This is a genomic window from Pseudarthrobacter sp. CCNWLW217 (assembly GCF_037203985.1).
In the GTDB taxonomy this organism is placed as follows: Bacteria; Actinomycetota; Actinomycetes; order Actinomycetales; family Micrococcaceae; genus Arthrobacter.
This window is the reverse complement of the sequence record NZ_JBBCBT010000003.1, coordinates 281,239-296,309: the sequence shown is the minus strand read 5'-3', so window position 1 is coordinate 296,309 and position 15,071 is coordinate 281,239. Positions and strand designations below refer to the sequence as shown.

General features: G+C 63.9%; 17 protein-coding genes. 9 read left to right on the top strand and 8 right to left on the bottom strand.

The features are described 5' to 3' along the window. Positions 1-9: 9 nt before the first annotated feature. A complete protein-coding gene (locus V9L18_RS05690; protein ID WP_337346196.1) occupies positions 10-2,484 on the bottom strand; it encodes a sensor domain-containing protein in 2,475 nt (824 codons plus the stop codon). 483 nt (positions 2,485-2,967) lie between these two features. Here V9L18_RS05690 and V9L18_RS05685 point away from each other — a divergent pair, with 483 nt between their 5' ends. Beyond that, complete coding sequence (locus tag V9L18_RS05685) at positions 2,968-3,240, top strand: hypothetical protein (RefSeq protein WP_337346195.1); 273 nt, start codon at positions 2,968-2,970, stop codon at positions 3,238-3,240. Positions 3,241-3,335: 95 nt separating this feature from the next. After that, positions 3,336-3,797 carry an Hpt domain-containing protein gene (locus tag V9L18_RS05680; RefSeq protein ID WP_337346194.1) on the top strand — a complete coding sequence of 154 codons (462 nt, stop codon included), beginning with the start codon at positions 3,336-3,338 and terminating at the stop codon, positions 3,795-3,797. Positions 3,798-3,833: 36 nt separating this feature from the next. Here the strand turns inward: V9L18_RS05680 and V9L18_RS05675 are convergent, their stop codons facing one another. Then, entirely contained in the window at positions 3,834-4,616 is a 783-nt protein-coding gene (locus tag V9L18_RS05675; protein ID WP_337346193.1) for a response regulator transcription factor, read from the bottom strand. Between the two features lie 469 nt (positions 4,617-5,085). Between V9L18_RS05675 and V9L18_RS05670 the strand changes: the two genes are divergently transcribed. The 3 genes from V9L18_RS05670 to V9L18_RS05660 all read left to right on the top strand — a co-directional run bounded on the left by V9L18_RS05670 (position 5,086) and on the right by V9L18_RS05660 (position 6,085). After that, the gene (locus V9L18_RS05670; RefSeq protein ID WP_337346192.1) at positions 5,086-5,211 is read left to right on the top strand and encodes a hypothetical protein; all 126 of its coding nucleotides are present in this window, start codon (positions 5,086-5,088) and stop codon (positions 5,209-5,211) included. Further along, positions 5,204-5,617 (top strand): Hpt domain-containing protein, encoded by a 414-nt coding sequence (locus tag V9L18_RS05665; RefSeq protein ID WP_337346191.1) that lies wholly within the window; start codon positions 5,204-5,206, stop codon positions 5,615-5,617. The genes V9L18_RS05670 and V9L18_RS05665 overlap by 8 nt, the downstream gene beginning before the upstream one ends. Positions 5,618-5,773: 156 nt before the next feature. Then, the gene (locus V9L18_RS05660; protein WP_337346190.1) at positions 5,774-6,085 is read left to right on the top strand and encodes a hypothetical protein; all 312 of its coding nucleotides are present in this window, start codon (positions 5,774-5,776) and stop codon (positions 6,083-6,085) included. A gap of 599 nt (positions 6,086-6,684) precedes the next feature. On the opposite strand, the gene V9L18_RS05655 is transcribed toward V9L18_RS05660, so the two are convergent. From V9L18_RS05655 to V9L18_RS05645, 3 genes are all read right to left on the bottom strand, one after another. Then, entirely contained in the window at positions 6,685-8,052 is a 1,368-nt protein-coding gene (locus V9L18_RS05655; RefSeq protein WP_337346189.1) for a MinD/ParA family ATP-binding protein, read from the bottom strand. Positions 8,053-8,266: 214 nt separating this feature from the next. Further along, positions 8,267-8,416: a hypothetical protein gene (locus tag V9L18_RS05650; RefSeq protein WP_337346188.1), complete on the bottom strand. Its 150-nt coding sequence runs from the start codon at positions 8,414-8,416 to the stop codon at positions 8,267-8,269. A gap of 110 nt (positions 8,417-8,526) precedes the next feature. Further along, complete coding sequence (locus V9L18_RS05645; protein WP_337346187.1) at positions 8,527-8,670, bottom strand: hypothetical protein; 144 nt, start codon at positions 8,668-8,670, stop codon at positions 8,527-8,529. 208 nt (positions 8,671-8,878) lie between these two features. On the opposite strand from V9L18_RS05645, the gene V9L18_RS05640 reads away from it, so the two are divergent. Continuing rightward, the gene (locus tag V9L18_RS05640; RefSeq protein ID WP_337346186.1) at positions 8,879-9,493 is read left to right on the top strand and encodes a hypothetical protein; all 615 of its coding nucleotides are present in this window, start codon (positions 8,879-8,881) and stop codon (positions 9,491-9,493) included. Here the strand turns inward: V9L18_RS05640 and V9L18_RS05635 are convergent. Together V9L18_RS05635 and V9L18_RS05630 are read right to left on the bottom strand one after the other, a co-directional pair. After that, a complete protein-coding gene (locus tag V9L18_RS05635) occupies positions 9,490-10,350 on the bottom strand; it encodes a hypothetical protein (RefSeq protein WP_337346185.1) in 861 nt (286 codons plus the stop codon). The genes V9L18_RS05640 and V9L18_RS05635 overlap by 4 nt on opposite strands. A 62-nt stretch (positions 10,351-10,412) precedes the next feature. Beyond that, on the bottom strand, positions 10,413-11,228 hold the full coding sequence (locus V9L18_RS05630; protein WP_337346184.1) for an MBL fold metallo-hydrolase: 816 nt from the start codon (positions 11,226-11,228) through the stop codon (positions 10,413-10,415). Between the two features lie 168 nt (positions 11,229-11,396). On the opposite strand from V9L18_RS05630, the gene V9L18_RS05625 reads away from it, so the two are divergent. From V9L18_RS05625 to V9L18_RS05615, 3 genes are all read left to right on the top strand, one after another. After that, a complete protein-coding gene (locus tag V9L18_RS05625) occupies positions 11,397-11,537 on the top strand; it encodes a hypothetical protein (RefSeq protein WP_337346183.1) in 141 nt (46 codons plus the stop codon). An 89-nt stretch (positions 11,538-11,626) separates the two neighbouring features. After that, positions 11,627-12,391 (top strand): hypothetical protein, encoded by a 765-nt coding sequence (locus tag V9L18_RS05620; RefSeq protein ID WP_337346182.1) that lies wholly within the window; start codon positions 11,627-11,629, stop codon positions 12,389-12,391. Between the two features lie 123 nt (positions 12,392-12,514). Beyond that, a complete protein-coding gene (locus tag V9L18_RS05615) occupies positions 12,515-13,426 on the top strand; it encodes a hypothetical protein (protein WP_337346181.1) in 912 nt (303 codons plus the stop codon). 18 nt (positions 13,427-13,444) lie between these two features. On the opposite strand, the gene V9L18_RS05610 is transcribed toward V9L18_RS05615, so the two are convergent. Next, positions 13,445-15,070 (bottom strand): serine/threonine-protein kinase, encoded by a 1,626-nt coding sequence (locus V9L18_RS05610; RefSeq protein ID WP_337346180.1) that lies wholly within the window; start codon positions 15,068-15,070, stop codon positions 13,445-13,447. Between the last annotated feature and the right edge of the window lies 1 nt (position 15,071).

The following is a 15,071-nucleotide window of genomic DNA, read 5'->3' as shown; positions in this document are numbered from 1 at the left end:
TTGACGCGGTCAAGAGGGTGCCCGAACTGCCGGCTCGTGGTGCGGAGCCGGGCCGGAGCGGCTTTCCAGCCAGGCCGGGATGCCGTCCGGGGGCAGGGGTTGGCTCCACAGGAATCCTTGGGCGTAGCGTACGCCGAGGCGGCGAAGTTCGGTGAGTTGGTCCACGGATTCGACGCCCTCAGCTATCACGTCCAGATGGAGGGTGTCCGCCATCCCGAGTACGAGTTCGATGATGGTCGCTCCGTGTGGCCCCCGTCCCAGTTCTTCGACAAAGGTCCGGTCGATTTTCAGGGTTCGGGCTGAGAGCCATTTAAGGTAACTCAAAGACGAGTACCCTGTGCCGAAGTCGTCGATCGAGAGCCCTACGCCCAAGGTATGGAGTCGCTGCAGCGTCTCCTTGGGCAGGTCAGGCTGATCCATCAGGACCGTCTCGGTGATTTCCAGGTGGACGGCACCTGGGTCTATGCCGGCGGCTTGGATGGCTGCCTCCACGATTTCCGGGAAGTCTGCGGCCACGAACTGGCGACCGGAAATATTCACTGCTGCTGAAATTCCTTTGGCCCGATTCAGCTGACTGCGCCAGCTCTGCACCTGCCGGAGTGCTTCTTGGAGCACCCACGTGCCGATGGGAACAATCAGGCCTGTCTCCTCGGCGATGGGAATGAACGTGTCGGGCGTTATCAGGCCGTGTTCGCGGTGGTGCCAACGTAGCAACGCTTCGAAACCGACCGTGGCCCCGGTGCCCAATTCGACGATGGGCTGGTAGTCCAGGGAGAATTCTCCTCGTTTCAAGGCAAGCCGCAGGTCGGATTCCAGATCCAGCCGCCCGGCAGCCCTTCCGGTCATCCGGACGTCGTACACGGCGGAGGAGTCCCCGCCGGCTGACTTTGCCCGGTACATGGCGGTATCCGCTCCCCGGAGCATCGACTCAGCAGTATCGTCCGGTCCGGCCAAAGCGATGCCGACGCTGACGTTGAGGTAGATCTTCCGTCCGTCCACTTCAAAGGGGCGCCGGGTGGATTGCCTGATCCGTTCGGCCAGCGTCCTGGCTCCGCGCAGCATCAGGTTCTCGCACACAATGATGAATTCATCGCCTCCGAAACGGCCCACTGTGTCACCGCTCCGGAGAAAGGTCTTCAGCCGCTCGCCCAGGAGCATCAGAATGGTGTCGCCGGCTCCATGGCCTATGCCGTCGTTGATCAATTTGAACCGGTCGACGTCAACGAACATCACCACAGCGCGGGAATCCCGGTCCAGCAGGTCCTGAAGGACCTCCGTGATCACATACCTGTTGGGCAAGCCGGTCAGGGCATCGTGGCGGGCCCGCCACTCCAGGATCTGCTCGGCGTTCTTTCGTTCGGTAATGTCCAGAACTGTGTCGAGGAACCGGGAAGGCTTTCCGCCCTCGTTGTCCACGCTTCGGATCCGCGAATGCAACCAGCGTTGCTGACCATCGGCCCTGACAATCCGGTACTCAAAATCCGCGAACTCAACGCCCTCATCCAGGGTCTTCCATACCTGCTGGACCAGGTCCCGGTCTTCCGCGTGCGTTAGCTCGAGCATCAGCTTCCGGGAAACCTCCTGCCCTGCGTCCAGGCCGAAGATCCGGGAGAATTCCTCCGAATGCCAGGTCTCACCCGTCTCCAGCGTGTGCTCCACGCTTCCAACGTGGGCCATCTCCTGAGCCGCCAGGAGCTTCTCCCGTTCCACCGCAGCAGCCGCCCTCAACCGCTGGATTTCAGTGATGTCGCGCGCAATGGCGGACGCGCCCACCTGGTCACCGTCAGGGCCGAAAACAGGCGATACGGTCAACTCGACATCAATCAACGAACCGTCCTTGCACGCCCACCGTGCTTCCAGGCCAGTGACAAATTTCCCACTGCCAATGCTCGCCGCGACCTCAGCATCGAAGCCCGCCGCCTCACTAACGGTCAGAAGCCGATAGTCCTGTCCAACAGCTTCCCGCGCGCTCCAGCCGAGCATCCTCGCCGCCCCAGCGTTCCAGCTGGTAATCGTTCCTGCCAGGTCCGCACTGATAATCGCGTCTCCTGAGGATTCCACCATCGCCGAGAATCTGCGCAGAATGGCCTCACTGTGCTTCCTGTCCGTAATGTCCTTGGAAATCGCCACCACCGCCACCGGTACTGTGTGCCTTCCGCGGATAGGACTGACCGTCGCATGAACCGGGAATTCCGTCCCGGACCGGTGGCGCATCCAGAGTTCCCCCGCCCAGTCGCCACCACTGGCGAGCCTTCGCGTGATCTCACGGCCAGCGCTTTCCCTCTGTGCGTCATCGCCGCCGACAATACCCACATCCGCGATCCGCGCACCCAGCACCTCCGAAGCACTGAGGCCGTATAGCCGCTCTGAAGCCCGGTTCCAGTACGTAACCCGCCACGCGGTGTCCATGCCGATCACCGACTGCCCGATCTCGTCCAGCAGCAGCGACTGCATGACCAGATCATCGTCAAGCTCTTCAGCCATCAGCCCCTCCCCCCTCCACGCCACGGCACGGCATGTAGTGATCTGGATGCTTCATCTTGGTGTACCCCAAGATTGCACGGCCCAAACCTGTGAGAAGACTACAACCGGGAACGCCCGCTGCGACCGTTACTGAGGCGCTGAATCTCGGCCTTTCAGCACCTGTGTCGTGGCCATTTCTGTCCCTCCACGCAGCATTGACCACATTTTCCTTGGATTTTCCTATGGATAGCCTTCGCGAATACCGCCGGGAAACCTGTCGGATCCGCGACCACGCGACGCGGTGCAGCCGCACCAGGAACAACATTTCGCGGGAAGCCGCACTTCGCCGTCGCTCTTGGGTTCTGCCTGACGGTACTGATGGGCGGGAGGGGGCTACGCCCTGGCGCTGTGGAACCAGCGCGCCACCCTGACCATGCAGGTGAAGGCAAGACGTTGCCCTCCCCGACGATTCACTGTGCGGAAGTAGCCAATAAGCCCTCGGTTGTGGTCACCTGGACCCCTCAACGGTCCGGGGTCACCAGCTACGACGTCACTGTCGCCCGGAACGGAAGCACACAGAAGTCAACTACCTACCTGCCCAATGTGACGTCTGAGACGATCACAGCCCCGGGCGGCCTGGCGAACCTCGTCTATTCGTACACGTATGCCGTCACGGTCACCGCAAACTACGGCACCTGGCAAGCCGGACCAGCAGTCCAGAACAGCATCGTTGCCACGAGAGTGGTCCTGGCAGAAGGCGACATCTCCTGTCCGTAGGGGCTTCGCGTGCCTCCGCTCAAGGAAGTCTTTAGGTTTGCGCAGGATCAGCAAAGAAAGTCCTTTTCAAGGGTTCAGTAGCCTAGCCTTAACAGATGTCGAGAATCTTCCCCCGCCCCAACGGCTCACGCCGAAGCCATGCAGGCGCACAGGTTCGTTCCAGAGAAAACTCGGGGACGGTTCTGGGCCTCGACGGGCTGGAACTGCCGGTTTTGGATGCGACAGTCCTCGACGACCTCGAAACAGAACTCGCTCAGACCGACCTCGCCCGCAATTTCGCTGTGGATTACGCCTCGATGTGGGAGCAGCGCCTTGATCGACTCTCTGCCGCAGTGGGATATCAGGACCGGGCAGCGGCTCTTGATGCGGCAATCAGCCTGAAAGTTTCATCCGCGATGGTAGGCGGCCTGCGCCTGGCACGGCTCGCAGAGACACTGGAAGCCGCCATCCGGGCTGGCGTCCTTCATGACAGGGAGCGGGTCATGGCCTCGGTGGCAGAGACCTGCCGTGCAACTGTGGGAGAGCTTCGCTTCCGATACGCGGGAGTCGACGAGTAGGCCTGCGGCGCCCAGTTCCTGCGCCGCCGTGCGTCGTCAATCGGATCGTTTTTGGCTCTCCTTGGCCAAGCAGTAGCCCACACCACGGACCGTCTGCAGCCAGCGTGGACGTACAGGATCGTCCCTGAGCTTACGGCGGAGATTGCCGATGTGGACCTCTACAGCGCGTTCGTCGGATTCGCTTACATAGGTGCCTCCGCCCGAGTATTCGCCGCGGAGGGTCCAAACCAGCTGAGTCCTCGAAAGGACCGCCCCGCCGCCGCGAAGCAACTCGTGCAGAAGGTCGAATTCGCTTCGTGTCAGCTCCAGCCCCACACCACTCACTGCGACGGTCCGCATCCGATAGTCGAGGGCCAACCCGTTGTGCCGAAGGATACTGTCTTGGCGTGGAACTTCAGGCGAAACTGGCTTCGGCCGGGGTGCCGGTGGCAATCCGCCGGTTGGCTGTTGGCGGGGCCTTCGCAGCATCGCCAAGATCCTCGCCCTCATCTCCCGCGGCCTGAAGGGTTTGGTGATGTAGTCATCCGCTCCGGAGTGAAGCGCCGTCAGCAGATCGGGCTCCTCGGTCCGGCCGGTCAGCATCACCACGTAGGTGTCACTGAATCCACGTATGCGCCTCAGAACCTCGAAGCCGTCGATGTCCGGTAACCCCACATCCAGGGTGACAACCTCCGGCGCCTTGTCGCGGACGAGCTCCACACCCTCGCGCCCGCTGCTGGCAACGTGGACGTGAAAACCCGATTGAACAAGCACCCCCTCAAGGAGGTTCCGCATGTCCGTGTCATCTTCAATAACTACGGCTACGCCCAAATCGCTCATAGTTCCCCCTGTGCCGCCTAACTCGCCGCACCCGCCCAGCGCCGGTGCGGAAATCCGGCATAGTTCCAACCTACCCAAGACGAGGGCACTTTAATCAAGTCATTGGCCGCATAGCGGCGGGCCCACCCTATAGGCGAGCCCCACGGCGTCAATCACCAAGGGCGCGGACGTCGCATCCCGCGGCCCCCGGCCGCCGAACGGGGACACCTGACCGAAATTTCTAGTCTTCGGGAACTCTTTCGTGATTCTTGACCGTTACCTACGGCGGTCCTTGATCCCGGCCGGGCATAGTAGTTTTCGTGAGGCCCGGAGCGCTGTATCAACGGGGTAAGACCGGGGTCGGCCCGGTGATGCAAGGGGCTTTCGTCGGGGAAGTACCGACGGTCTCAAGCGCTTGGCGGTGTTATGAAGCCAGCACGGCCAAGCAGACCTCCTGACGTACTTCCGGACGCTTCGCAGGGCAGGAGATATGAGCGCACCAACTGAAACTTCCGCGGCGGCAGAGACCGCCGCCGCGGTCATTCCGTCCCGGCGCCGAGGCACCCCCCGCCGCGGCGCCGGGGCTTCCACCATCCTGGCGGATCTCCTTGCCTGAGTGCGGCCCGGCCCGGCTGGAACGCAAGCGGATCCGGCACCTGGCCGAGGACATTGAGAACCCCACTGCCGCGTTGAACTTCCTCGGAGACTTCCTGTCCATGCTGCCAGGGCGGATCACCCGCATCCTCGACACCCTCGCCGAACGTGATGCCAAGCGCGCCATGGACGCAACCCTCAGCCTGAAAATCACCTCGGCCATGACCGGCGCAGCGGAAGCAGAGTCCTGTTGCCGGCACATCGAGTCCCTGATCCGCTGCGAAAAGTTCGAGGAAGCAGCCGAAACCGCGCAGATCCTCCGCGGCATTGTTACGGCACTGATGGCGGCGGGTCCTGAGCTGCTGCTCGAGGCGCGGTCAGACCTGGATAATCCGGACGTTCAGCCGGTTGGAAGTTCTCGGCAGTAGGTTCCAGATACCCGAAAATCGACAAACGGACAATGACGTAATCTCCGCCTCTTAGTGGACTGTTGCGAATGCCGGCGCTATTGCATGCCGTCAGCCACGAGAGCTTAATGATGCTTGGAGCGGCAGGCCGTCGCTCCTGCTAATAAGGAGAGAACCATGACCCTGACCAGGAAATCACTAGCGATTTCCATTATCGTTTTTGCCGGAACTCTGGGATTCGCGCCCGCAGCGTCAGCAACGATCCACCCCATCGTGGAATCCTTTGACTGCGCCAGCGCCACCGCTTTTGCCAATCATCCACTGGGAGACGTCGCCGAACCGCCCGGTGTGACACCAGGTCACGGCAACCACTCGACGAACAGTGACCTAGCATCGCTCGCTGCCACAACAGAGAACTTCACGGACTTCACGAGCCCGGCCTGGTCTGACTTCAAGCTCAACGGTGTATGCGGGCAGGTTGGACAATAGGCAAACAGAATGCACGGCCCCTTTCTGGGAGGGGCTCGCGCATAGCTCATCGACAGACGCCGGCGCGCTCAGGACGAGCGCCCCTTTTTGTGGAAGGACTTGTTGAGCGTCCCACTAGGCGACCCGGCCTCAGTCGAGGAAGACGGCAGGATCGGCAGTGACGTGCCTGGTGAGGCTGTCAACGCCAGGGCCCCGCCCGGCTTTGACGGTGCAGCGGCTGGTTCCAAGGCCCTTGATCGTTTGATGAAACTGGACGATGACACCGCCGAGCTGCGTTGTTCCTACCTTCTGGCCGCTTGTGGCGTTCGGAGTGCGCGAGTCTCATCACGGCGCCATGCCCGTCACTAGCTTGATTGCGAAGGAAGACTAGTGGCCCCGCCGGAACCGCAGGACGACCGCTGAGAGTGCCATAGCTCCTACGAGGGACCCGAGGATGATTGCAACGCCTGAGAAGTATTCAAGAATGGTCATCGTGGACGCACCTTCCATATGGCTGATGCACTGATGCTATTGCTCGCGGCTCAGGATCTCTGAAGGAATACCGGCGTGTTTGATCAAGATTCAGGAGCCAGCCGGTCGGGCTGGATAGCGAAGACCCTTTACTGGTACCCGTCCACGATCGCGGCAGCGATTTCCTTGTAGGCACGGCGGGTCTCAGGCTTCAGCACATCCAAGGTGACCAGGTCGCCGTCGGCCACACCGCGGTCGTGCGGGACGGCGATCAGCTGGCGGCAGATGCCGGAAAGGTGTTCCTCGATGGCGTCCTTGTCCACGCGGGAAGAAACTTCGTCCTTGTCCGTGATCACCACAATGGCGTTCCTCGCAAGGTCCTCGTAGCCGTGGCTGGCCAGCCAGTGCAGGGTGCTCCGGGCGCGTTTGGCGCCGCTCACCGCATAGCCGGCGGCGATGACCAGGTTATCCGCTGACTGCAGTATCCCGCTCATGGCGTTGTGGGTAACACCCGTGCCGCAATCGGTCAGCGCAACGGAGTAGTAGTTGGAGATGAGCTTGCGGATCTGCAGGTACTCGGCGGCTGTGAGCGAGTCCGAGACCTCCGGGTCCTGCTCACCGGCGATCAGGTGCAGCCGGCCGGCGTGGTGCATGTACCGGGCCAGAGCAGTCAGGGAGTCGACTGTGTCAATGTTCCGGAGCAGGTCGGTGATGGTTCGGGGGCTGGCCTGCTGGTAGATACCCTCCCCCAGCGCGCGTTCCACGAGGTCACCGGAGTCCGGGTTGGCGTCGATGGCGCAAGGCGCGTCGCCACGGAATTCGGCGAGGGTCAGGCCAACACCGACGGTGGTGGAGGTCTTGCCGATACCGCCCTTCAGGCTGAGGATGGCGGTGTTGTAGCTGCCCTGCAGCTGGCGGGAGATGCGCCGGCCCAGCTCGTCTTCCTGACGCTGCTTCGGACCCGGGCCCATGTTCAAGGCTCCGCCGGTCAGGGAGTAGATGGCGCCGCGAAATCCGCCCACCGGGCGGGGCTTCTGCTCTTTGACGAACAGCCCCGGGGAGCTGATGAAGTCCGGCATAGGAGTGTCGGCGATGACGTCTGCAGTGGTGGGGCGGACCCGGCGGAAGGCCGGGGCCGCTTCGGGGGCCGGGGGCAGGGAAGGTTCGACGCCGGGACTCGCCTGGGTAGCGGCGCCGGACTCCGGAACATCCTGCTGGCCGGTCTCGGGCTGAGGCGTCGCAGGCGGCTTGGCGGGGCGGCGCGTGGGTGCCGGAACGTGCGTGATGGGGCTGGCTGCATCTGCCGCGGCTGCCGCCTCAGCCCATGAGGTACGGCGGGCGGCCGGCTGGCCGGCGTCGGCCGGGCTGGAAGGGTTCGGTGTTACGGCTGGCATGGTTCCTGTCCGGGCATCCGTCAGTTTGCCGTCGGCGCGACGGAGGTCACGGCGTCGGCGTGGCTGCGGCTGCCCTGCATCCTGTGCATTGGCGCGTTCGTTCTTATCCGCCGGATCGGGCATGTCTGTCCCCCCAGGACGTTCGGCAAAAAGTTCTGCGGCACTTTACTGTTCGGTTCAAACAGCAAGTCTAGGTGCTGGCACAGAATCCGGGTGTCAGACGCGCGTCAGGGCGGCGGCCACCACGCTGGCGGTGAGGATCAACAGGATGGCAAGGACGGTGTAGCCCTGCCACTTGGGACGGCCTTTGTGGGGGTTGATGTCGACGTACGGCATGCTAGCGGTGACTACCTCGGGGTGCGGTGGGGCGTGCGGTGACCCGGATGGCGCGGCGCTTCATCCGCAGCATCTGGAGCAGGACAAGAAAGGGGATCAACAGCGTGCCCAGCAGCGCACAGAGCGCCAGGGCATAGTCGGCCAGGGCCATACAAACCTCCATTGGTTAGCAGCATTTCCCCATGTCAGATCAGGCAGGACGCTACCTGTATGTGCCCGGCAATACAAATCACATCAGAGCCATCCTCTGAGTCCCTGCAATTAGCGCGTGAGCGCCAGCATCACCACGCCCGCAGTGACCACGGCCAACGCGCCAAACAGAACATAGGAAATCCGCTGGAACCGGCGCCGTCGAAGCTCCCGTTGTGAGTCGCGTGCGTGCTGTGTGCCCCCGAAATTACCCATGCCGCGACGGTACACGCACAATGTTTCCGGCGGATCAAGTCAAGCTGTATGTGACCTGTGCCTTTGAGGTGTGTCCGCCGTAAACTCAACCATCAGTTCACTGCGGTGCGGGTAACCTACGGCGGAGGTTCCGATGAAAAACTCCAGCAGGGAAAACTCAGCCTCTCACGCCCGCATGATCAGGCCTCGGCCGGGTCTACTGTGGGGCATGGTTGCCGGCGGCCTTCTCTGGATAGTCCACGGCTACTTCCGGTTCGTCATGCCCTACGGGCCCGACGCCGTATGGCGGGAGGATCTCAATTACTCACCGATCATCAGCACTGAACTGTTTCTGCTGTACAACGCACCGGGCGTGCTCGCTCTGCTGCTCAGCGCCTGGACAGCACTTTCGTATCTGCGAGGCCTTCCCCGCACGCGCCCCGGCTTCCAACGTGCAGCGCAAATCCTGGCAACGCTGGCAATTCTCTTTGGTCTGGTCGCTGCGATTGGCGTTGCCGTTCTCTTCGTTCCCCCGACGACCGGCGGCATCAGCTTTGGAGTACCGAGCCTCGGTTTGGCCCTGGCCATGGCAGGGCTTGCTGTCGGCAGCGACGGCAACCGCAAGGGACAATCCCGGCTCCTTGTGTTCACAGGGCTTCTCGGGATGTTCACACTGCCCGTGCAGCCGTTGATGTATGCCTTGGCACTGCTGCCCATGGCAGTCGGGACGGCCGTTTTTGCGGTGTTCGGTGCGGGATGGGTTGCGCTTGCATTCATACTCAGCAGCGAACCTCGCGGTCGAGGACGGGAGGCGAATGTGCCTGCGTCTGAGGGAGCCCCCTAGGTAGAAGAAATGTCGCGCTGCGGAACGGGCAAAGCCGCCACCGTTCCCCACAGGACCATGGCCACGCCCCACATGGGACCGTCCATGGCACCGGCCCGGTCAGGAAAGGCGAGCATGGCCGCACCGATATAGGTGGCGGACAGGCTCGTGGCCACCCGCATCAGCGGGCGGCCTGGAGGCCAGAAGGCCATGGCCAGCGCAGTCAGGCACAGGACTATCCCGACGGAACCCTGCACGGGCCAGTGCTCAATGTCCCAGGTCAGATGGCCGGTGTCCTGGCGAAGCCGGGAAACTTCGAACGCATGCGCGGCGTACAGCGTCCAGAGCGGCAGGCCAGTCGCCGCTATCAGCAGATATTGCCGGCTCAGATCCCAGACAAAAGATAGCGGCGCAGCCTCAGGCCGGACCAGCCAGACGAGCAGGGCCGCCACCGCAGCGAGAAGCAAGGCAACTGGCGTCGGCCCCGCGTCCAGCCCGAGCCCTGTTCCGAGGAGCAGGGCTCCTATGGCGATGGAAAGCAACACCAACCCGGGCCAGGGCTGCCCCGGATTCCGGGCGACGCTGACAAATGATCCGCCGACGACGAAGGTGAACAGGCTGCCCCAGCTCGCCTCGAGCGGCACCGACCATTCATACTGCTGGTCCACCCAGCCAGGCAGCGTCATCAGGTCCGCGAGTCCGAACAATCCGAAGAGGGCCACCGGGACCATCACCCAGGCCACGATTCGGGCGGCCCGGAGGCGCGATGGCAAGTGGATTTTGGTCTTTGCTGCTGCAGCGTCGGCCATGAGAACAGCCTCCCTCATCCATGCCCGGCCGTACGGTAACAGGATGCCGGACAGCTCCATGGTGGCCATGAACGCCACCTTGGTCAATGGGAGGAGGCAGCGCGCAGCGAGTCGGCCGCAGCCCCGCGACGCTAGTGCTGCGGGCGGGTCTCCTGCAGGCGCTTGATGAACCAGCGCGACTGTTCCGGCCCGTACGGGAGGACGGGGATGGCCTTGGTGGCGTCAGAGGGGGTATCGCGGATGGACTGGCGAGCCTGGCGGACGGCGGTGGTCATGGTGTTGGCCATCGTCTTGACGAATTGGTCGCTGCAGGGCTGGCCGTGGCCGGGGATCAGGAATTCGTAGCGGTGGCGCAGCGCGGAGATGTGCCGCAGCGAATCGGCCCATTCCTCCGGGAAGGAGTCTTCGAAGGACGGGTGCGCGCCCTGCTCCACGAGGTCCCCCACGTACAGGGTGGTGGGCGTGCCCACCAGGAGGTCGCCGTCGGTGTGGCCGCGGCCCAGGTAGAAGAGGGTGGCGGTCAGCCCGCCGAGGTCCACCAGCACGGGCTGGTCCTTGACGATGGCGTTCGGCACCACCAGTTCGACGTTCTCGCCTTCGCCAGTGGACATCTCAGGTTCCAGCGTGCCAACGAAGCGGCGCTGCAGATCTCCGCGCTCCTCAATTTCAGCGGCGCAGTTTTCGTGCGCCCAGAACTCGGTGGCACCCTCCTCGGCGAACACGGCGTTGCCGAAGAAGTGGTCGTAGTGGGCGTGGGTGTTGACCACGACGAGCGGCAGTTGGGTCTTCTCCCGCACGGCGGCCAGGATCTCGCGCCCTTGCCGCGGGCCGCAGCCGGTGTCGATCACCATGGCCCGCTCGGATCCAACAATCAGGCCGGTGTTCAGCAGCGAACCTTCGGTGACCAGCACATAGTTGTCCGCGCCGACTTCGAGCCATTCTGACATTGTTTCTCCATACCTCCGGCAAGCAGTTACGTTCGTCTTGGCCTCGATTCTACCCACGGGGCCTTGGAGTTTCCGGGACGCGGAACGGGCTTGGGGTGCCGTCGCAGCCACAGTGCTGATCAGCAATGTTTACCGTGCTGAAACCTGATACTGGGTATCATCTCCCTCATGGGGACTAAACAGCATAAGACTTTCTGCGCCGCGTGCGGCAAGACCACCAACCACGTCACCGTCTATCAGAAAGCCGACGACGGCGGCTCTCTGGTTGCCACTGTCCAGTGCTTTGAGCACTCGGATGTACGCCGCTGACCTAACGGAAACGGCTCCTCATCGCGGCAGGCGCCGCGGATACGACATGATGGTGCTTGCACTTTTCGCGTCAAATTGTGGGGGAAGCCGTGAACAACAACGAGCTGCGCGGATGGCCGCAGGAGCCGGACAACCAACAACCTGCTGGCGGCTCGTCGTACCCGCCCGTTTCGAAGAGCATGCCGGCCTGGGGATGGGTCGCCGCCGGTGCGGGTGCAGGGGCGGTCATCGCCGTGGCCGGCATGATGGTATTCAACGGCCTCTCCGGCGGCAGCAAGGAGCCGGACGCCATTCCGGACCCGGGCATCACCGAAACTGCAGGGCCGGAGGAGTCAATGGAGGTGGATTCGAACCGGGCAAACATTTTCATTTTCGAAAACGCCGACTTCACCAGCCCGCCCGTGTGGTCCGTCAAGGAGCCTGAGGGCTGGCGCGTGGATCAGGTCGATGAGGGCACAGTGAATTACAGCAACGCCAAACTGCAGTGCACGTTCACGGTGCATCAGGGCACGGCCACAGGAGGAACCGCCGACGAGGCAGCCACCGAAGCTGCCTTGGCCGCCGAGATCGACACCGTCAAGAAGTCGGTGGGCAAGCCCGTTGAGGTCATGGATCAGACCGGATCCGTTTACGTCGCCCTCCGCGACGGTACCGGGGACATCGAAATGCGCGAGGCAGAGCTCCAGTTCAAGAACGACTACAACGCGGACGTCACCTACCGTATGGCCGTACGTGCCACCAGCAGCAGCAGCGGCCTGTTGGAACTGTCCCTGGCCTGCCCCACAGGGCTGCAAACCGAAGAGATCCTGTGGTGGGACCTGACCGACCGGGTGACAGTAGTCGACGCGCCCTAAACCAGTGCTTTGAGCACCGATCGTGCGCTGCTGACCTGATGGGCAGTGCTCCCCATCGCGGCATGCTCCGCGGACCCGACATGATGGTGCTTGCACTTTTCGCGTCAAGTATTGGGGGAACCAGTGAACAACAACGAGCAGCCCGGGTGGCCACAGCAACCCGACAACCAGCACCCTGAAAACCGTCCCCTACATCCGCCCGTTCCGCCTGCCCCGGCCCACGGAGGGCAGCCGCCATTCCCTCCCTACGCACCGCAGCAGGACCAGCCGCCGTTCGGCGAGGCCGGCCAGCAGTACGGCCAGCCGGCAATGTTCACGCAGCCACCGCCCAAGACCGGTATGCCCGTCTGGGGCTGGATCGCGGGTGGCGTGGGCGCGGTGGCCGTCATCGCCGTGGCCGGCATAATGGTCTTCAACGGCCTGGCCAGCGGCAGCAAACAGCCCGACGCCATCCCGGACCCGAAACCCAGCGTCAGCGAATCGGCAGACCCGGAAAAGTCAGAGGACGCGGCCGCCTCGGACGAAGCCGGCGGCGCTGTTTACCTTTTTGACGACTCCGATTTCACCAGCGCGCCGGTGTGGTCCATCCGGGATCCGGAAGGCTGGACCAGGGAACCGGTGAAAGATGGCGAGGTTAACTACCGCAACGCCAGCCTTCAGTGCACGTTTACCATCTACCAGGCCGTCCTTCCAGGTACCGGTGGGGACGGAGACGAAGCAGCGACGGCCGCGGCCATGGCCTCCGAGATCGGCGGCGTCAAGCAGGCTGTGGGCAAACCCGTCGAGGTCGTGGATGATGCCGGCTCCGTGTACGTCAACCTGCGCGACGGAAGCAAGGAGATTGAACTGCAGGAAGCAGAACTCCGGTTCAAGAACGACAGCAACGCGGATGTGGTCTACCGGATGGCTGTCCGTGCCACCACCAGCAGCGACGGCCTCATGGAACTGGCACTGGCCTGCCCCGGCGCCATGGAGGACGAATGGGCGCTGTGGCAGGACCTGACCGACCGCGTGAGCATGGCGGACGCGGCGTAGCCGAGCTTCAACACACGGTCAGGGAACGCAGGCCTTCGCGGGTTCCGGCGTCGCCTGGCCGTTGCTGCGCCGGATAACCACCTCCAGGCAGGTCTGGGAGTCGGGGCTGGCCGCCACCACTGCCCGGGGCTCCTGTGACGTGGTGTAGTCACCCGTCTGCATGACTGACACTGGCCGCCACATAAACACGTCCCCCTCCACCGGGGCCGGGTTCTCCCAGGTGAACGCCACGTTGGCGCCGTCCCTGCTGCCCGCCAGGTTGGCGGGGGCCGGCACCGCGGAGCCCGGCGCAACCGCGTCCAGCGGTCCGTCCGCCGCAGGCGTCGTCTTGGGCGCACTCGGCGTTCCGGCGCCGTTCACCACCAAGAGCCCGCCCACCGCCGCAGCCACGAGCACTCCTCCGGCCGCCAGCAGCAGCCACCCGGGACGACGCCGGGACTCGGGTTCCGCCGCGGCCTCGGGCTCAGGCGCTGGTTCAGCCGGCCGGAGCTGGGTCTCCTCCATCGGCAGTGGCGTGAACGGGGCCGGGCGTTCCCAGGCTGTCCGCGCCCCCGACACAGAGGATTCGGAGGCGGCGGGCGGTGCCGAAGCCCTGATCACTGTGGCGTCGGGGGCAGGCCTGGGAATAGTGGGCTTTTGCGCCCACGTGGCCACAGAGGCCCGGACGGCGGTGGGCGCATCCGAAGTGTTGGCGCGCGGGTCGATGGACACCACCCCGCGGATCCGGGTCGCGTCCTCGCCGCCGTCGTTGGGGTCCTCGGCGTCATGGCCGTCGTCGAGCACTTCAAAGCTGGTGACCGCGAGGCTCAGCTCCACCTGGACACGCTGCAGCGCCAGCGCAAACGAGTGGGCCGAGGGATAGCGTGAGCCGGGCTGCTTGGCCATGGCCGTAGCGAGGACCTGCTGCAGTGACTGCGGAACGTCGATGCGGCCCAGGCCGGGCAGCGGCATGGACGCGATCCGGGACATCAGCTCCCGCGGCGAATTGTTGCCCCCAGGAATGGCGAAGGGCGAGTGTCCGGCCAGCAGTGTGTAGACGGTGGCGCCGAGGGCCCACACGTCCACCATCACGCCGTTGGCCTCGGAGTTTCGGAGTGATTCCGGCGGCGACCAGGGGATGGACATCCCGCCGTCGTCGTCTCCGGCAGAGTCCGTGGTTCCGGAAATCCCGAAGTCGGTCAGCGCCGGGCGGTTGTAGTCCGTCACCAGGATATTGGCCGGTTTGATGTCCCGGTGCGCAATGCCTGCACGGTGTGCGGTTTCGACGGCGGATGCCACCTGGATGCCGATGGCAAGGGCATCGTCCACGCTGAACCGCTGCCGCCGGAGCCGCGCGTCCAGATTGGGCTTGGAGCAGTATTCCATGGCCAGGTAGGAGTGGCCGGAGGCGGTGACGTTGGCCTCGTAGATGGTCACGATGAACGGGTGCGTGGAAAGCTGCGCCATGAGGTTCGCCTCGGACTCGAAGCGGCGGCGGGCCCCGTCCGTCTTCAGGTCCGAGAGCAGCACCTTGACCGCCACCTTGCGGCGGGGCCTGTCCTGTTCGTAGAGGTAGACGTCTGCGAAGCCGCCCGATCCGAGGGGCTGTACGTACTGGTAACCGTCGATGGCCGGCGGTGCAGCGGTTCCACGTTTTGCGCTCATG

Excerpts from the sequence above, each read along its gene's own strand:
- V9L18_RS05640 (WP_337346186.1), top strand. The coding sequence starts at position 8,879 with ATGGTTGCCGGCGGCCTTCTCTGGATAGTCCACGGCTACTTCCGGTTC.
- V9L18_RS05690 (WP_337346196.1), bottom strand. The coding sequence starts at position 2,484 with ATGGCTGAAGAGCTTGACGATGATCTGGTCATGCAGTCGCTGCTGCTG.
- V9L18_RS05625 (WP_337346183.1), top strand. The coding sequence starts at position 11,397 with ATGGGGACTAAACAGCATAAGACTTTCTGCGCCGCGTGCGGCAAGACC.
- V9L18_RS05675 (WP_337346193.1), bottom strand. The coding sequence starts at position 4,616 with ATGAGCGATTTGGGCGTAGCCGTAGTTATTGAAGATGACACGGACATG.
- V9L18_RS05655 (WP_337346189.1), bottom strand. The coding sequence starts at position 8,052 with ATGCCCGATCCGGCGGATAAGAACGAACGCGCCAATGCACAGGATGCA.
- V9L18_RS05680 (WP_337346194.1), top strand. The coding sequence starts at position 3,336 with ATGTCGAGAATCTTCCCCCGCCCCAACGGCTCACGCCGAAGCCATGCA.
- V9L18_RS05610 (WP_337346180.1), bottom strand. The coding sequence starts at position 15,070 with ATGAGCGCAAAACGTGGAACCGCTGCACCGCCGGCCATCGACGGTTAC.
- V9L18_RS05650 (WP_337346188.1), bottom strand. The coding sequence starts at position 8,416 with ATGGCCCTGGCCGACTATGCCCTGGCGCTCTGTGCGCTGCTGGGCACG.
- V9L18_RS05670 (WP_337346192.1), top strand. The coding sequence starts at position 5,086 with ATGAGCGCACCAACTGAAACTTCCGCGGCGGCAGAGACCGCCGCCGCG.
- V9L18_RS05630 (WP_337346184.1), bottom strand. The coding sequence starts at position 11,228 with ATGTCAGAATGGCTCGAAGTCGGCGCGGACAACTATGTGCTGGTCACC.
- V9L18_RS05660 (WP_337346190.1), top strand. The coding sequence starts at position 5,774 with ATGACCCTGACCAGGAAATCACTAGCGATTTCCATTATCGTTTTTGCC.
- V9L18_RS05635 (WP_337346185.1), bottom strand. The coding sequence starts at position 10,350 with ATGGCCACCATGGAGCTGTCCGGCATCCTGTTACCGTACGGCCGGGCA.
- V9L18_RS05645 (WP_337346187.1), bottom strand. The coding sequence starts at position 8,670 with ATGGGTAATTTCGGGGGCACACAGCACGCACGCGACTCACAACGGGAG.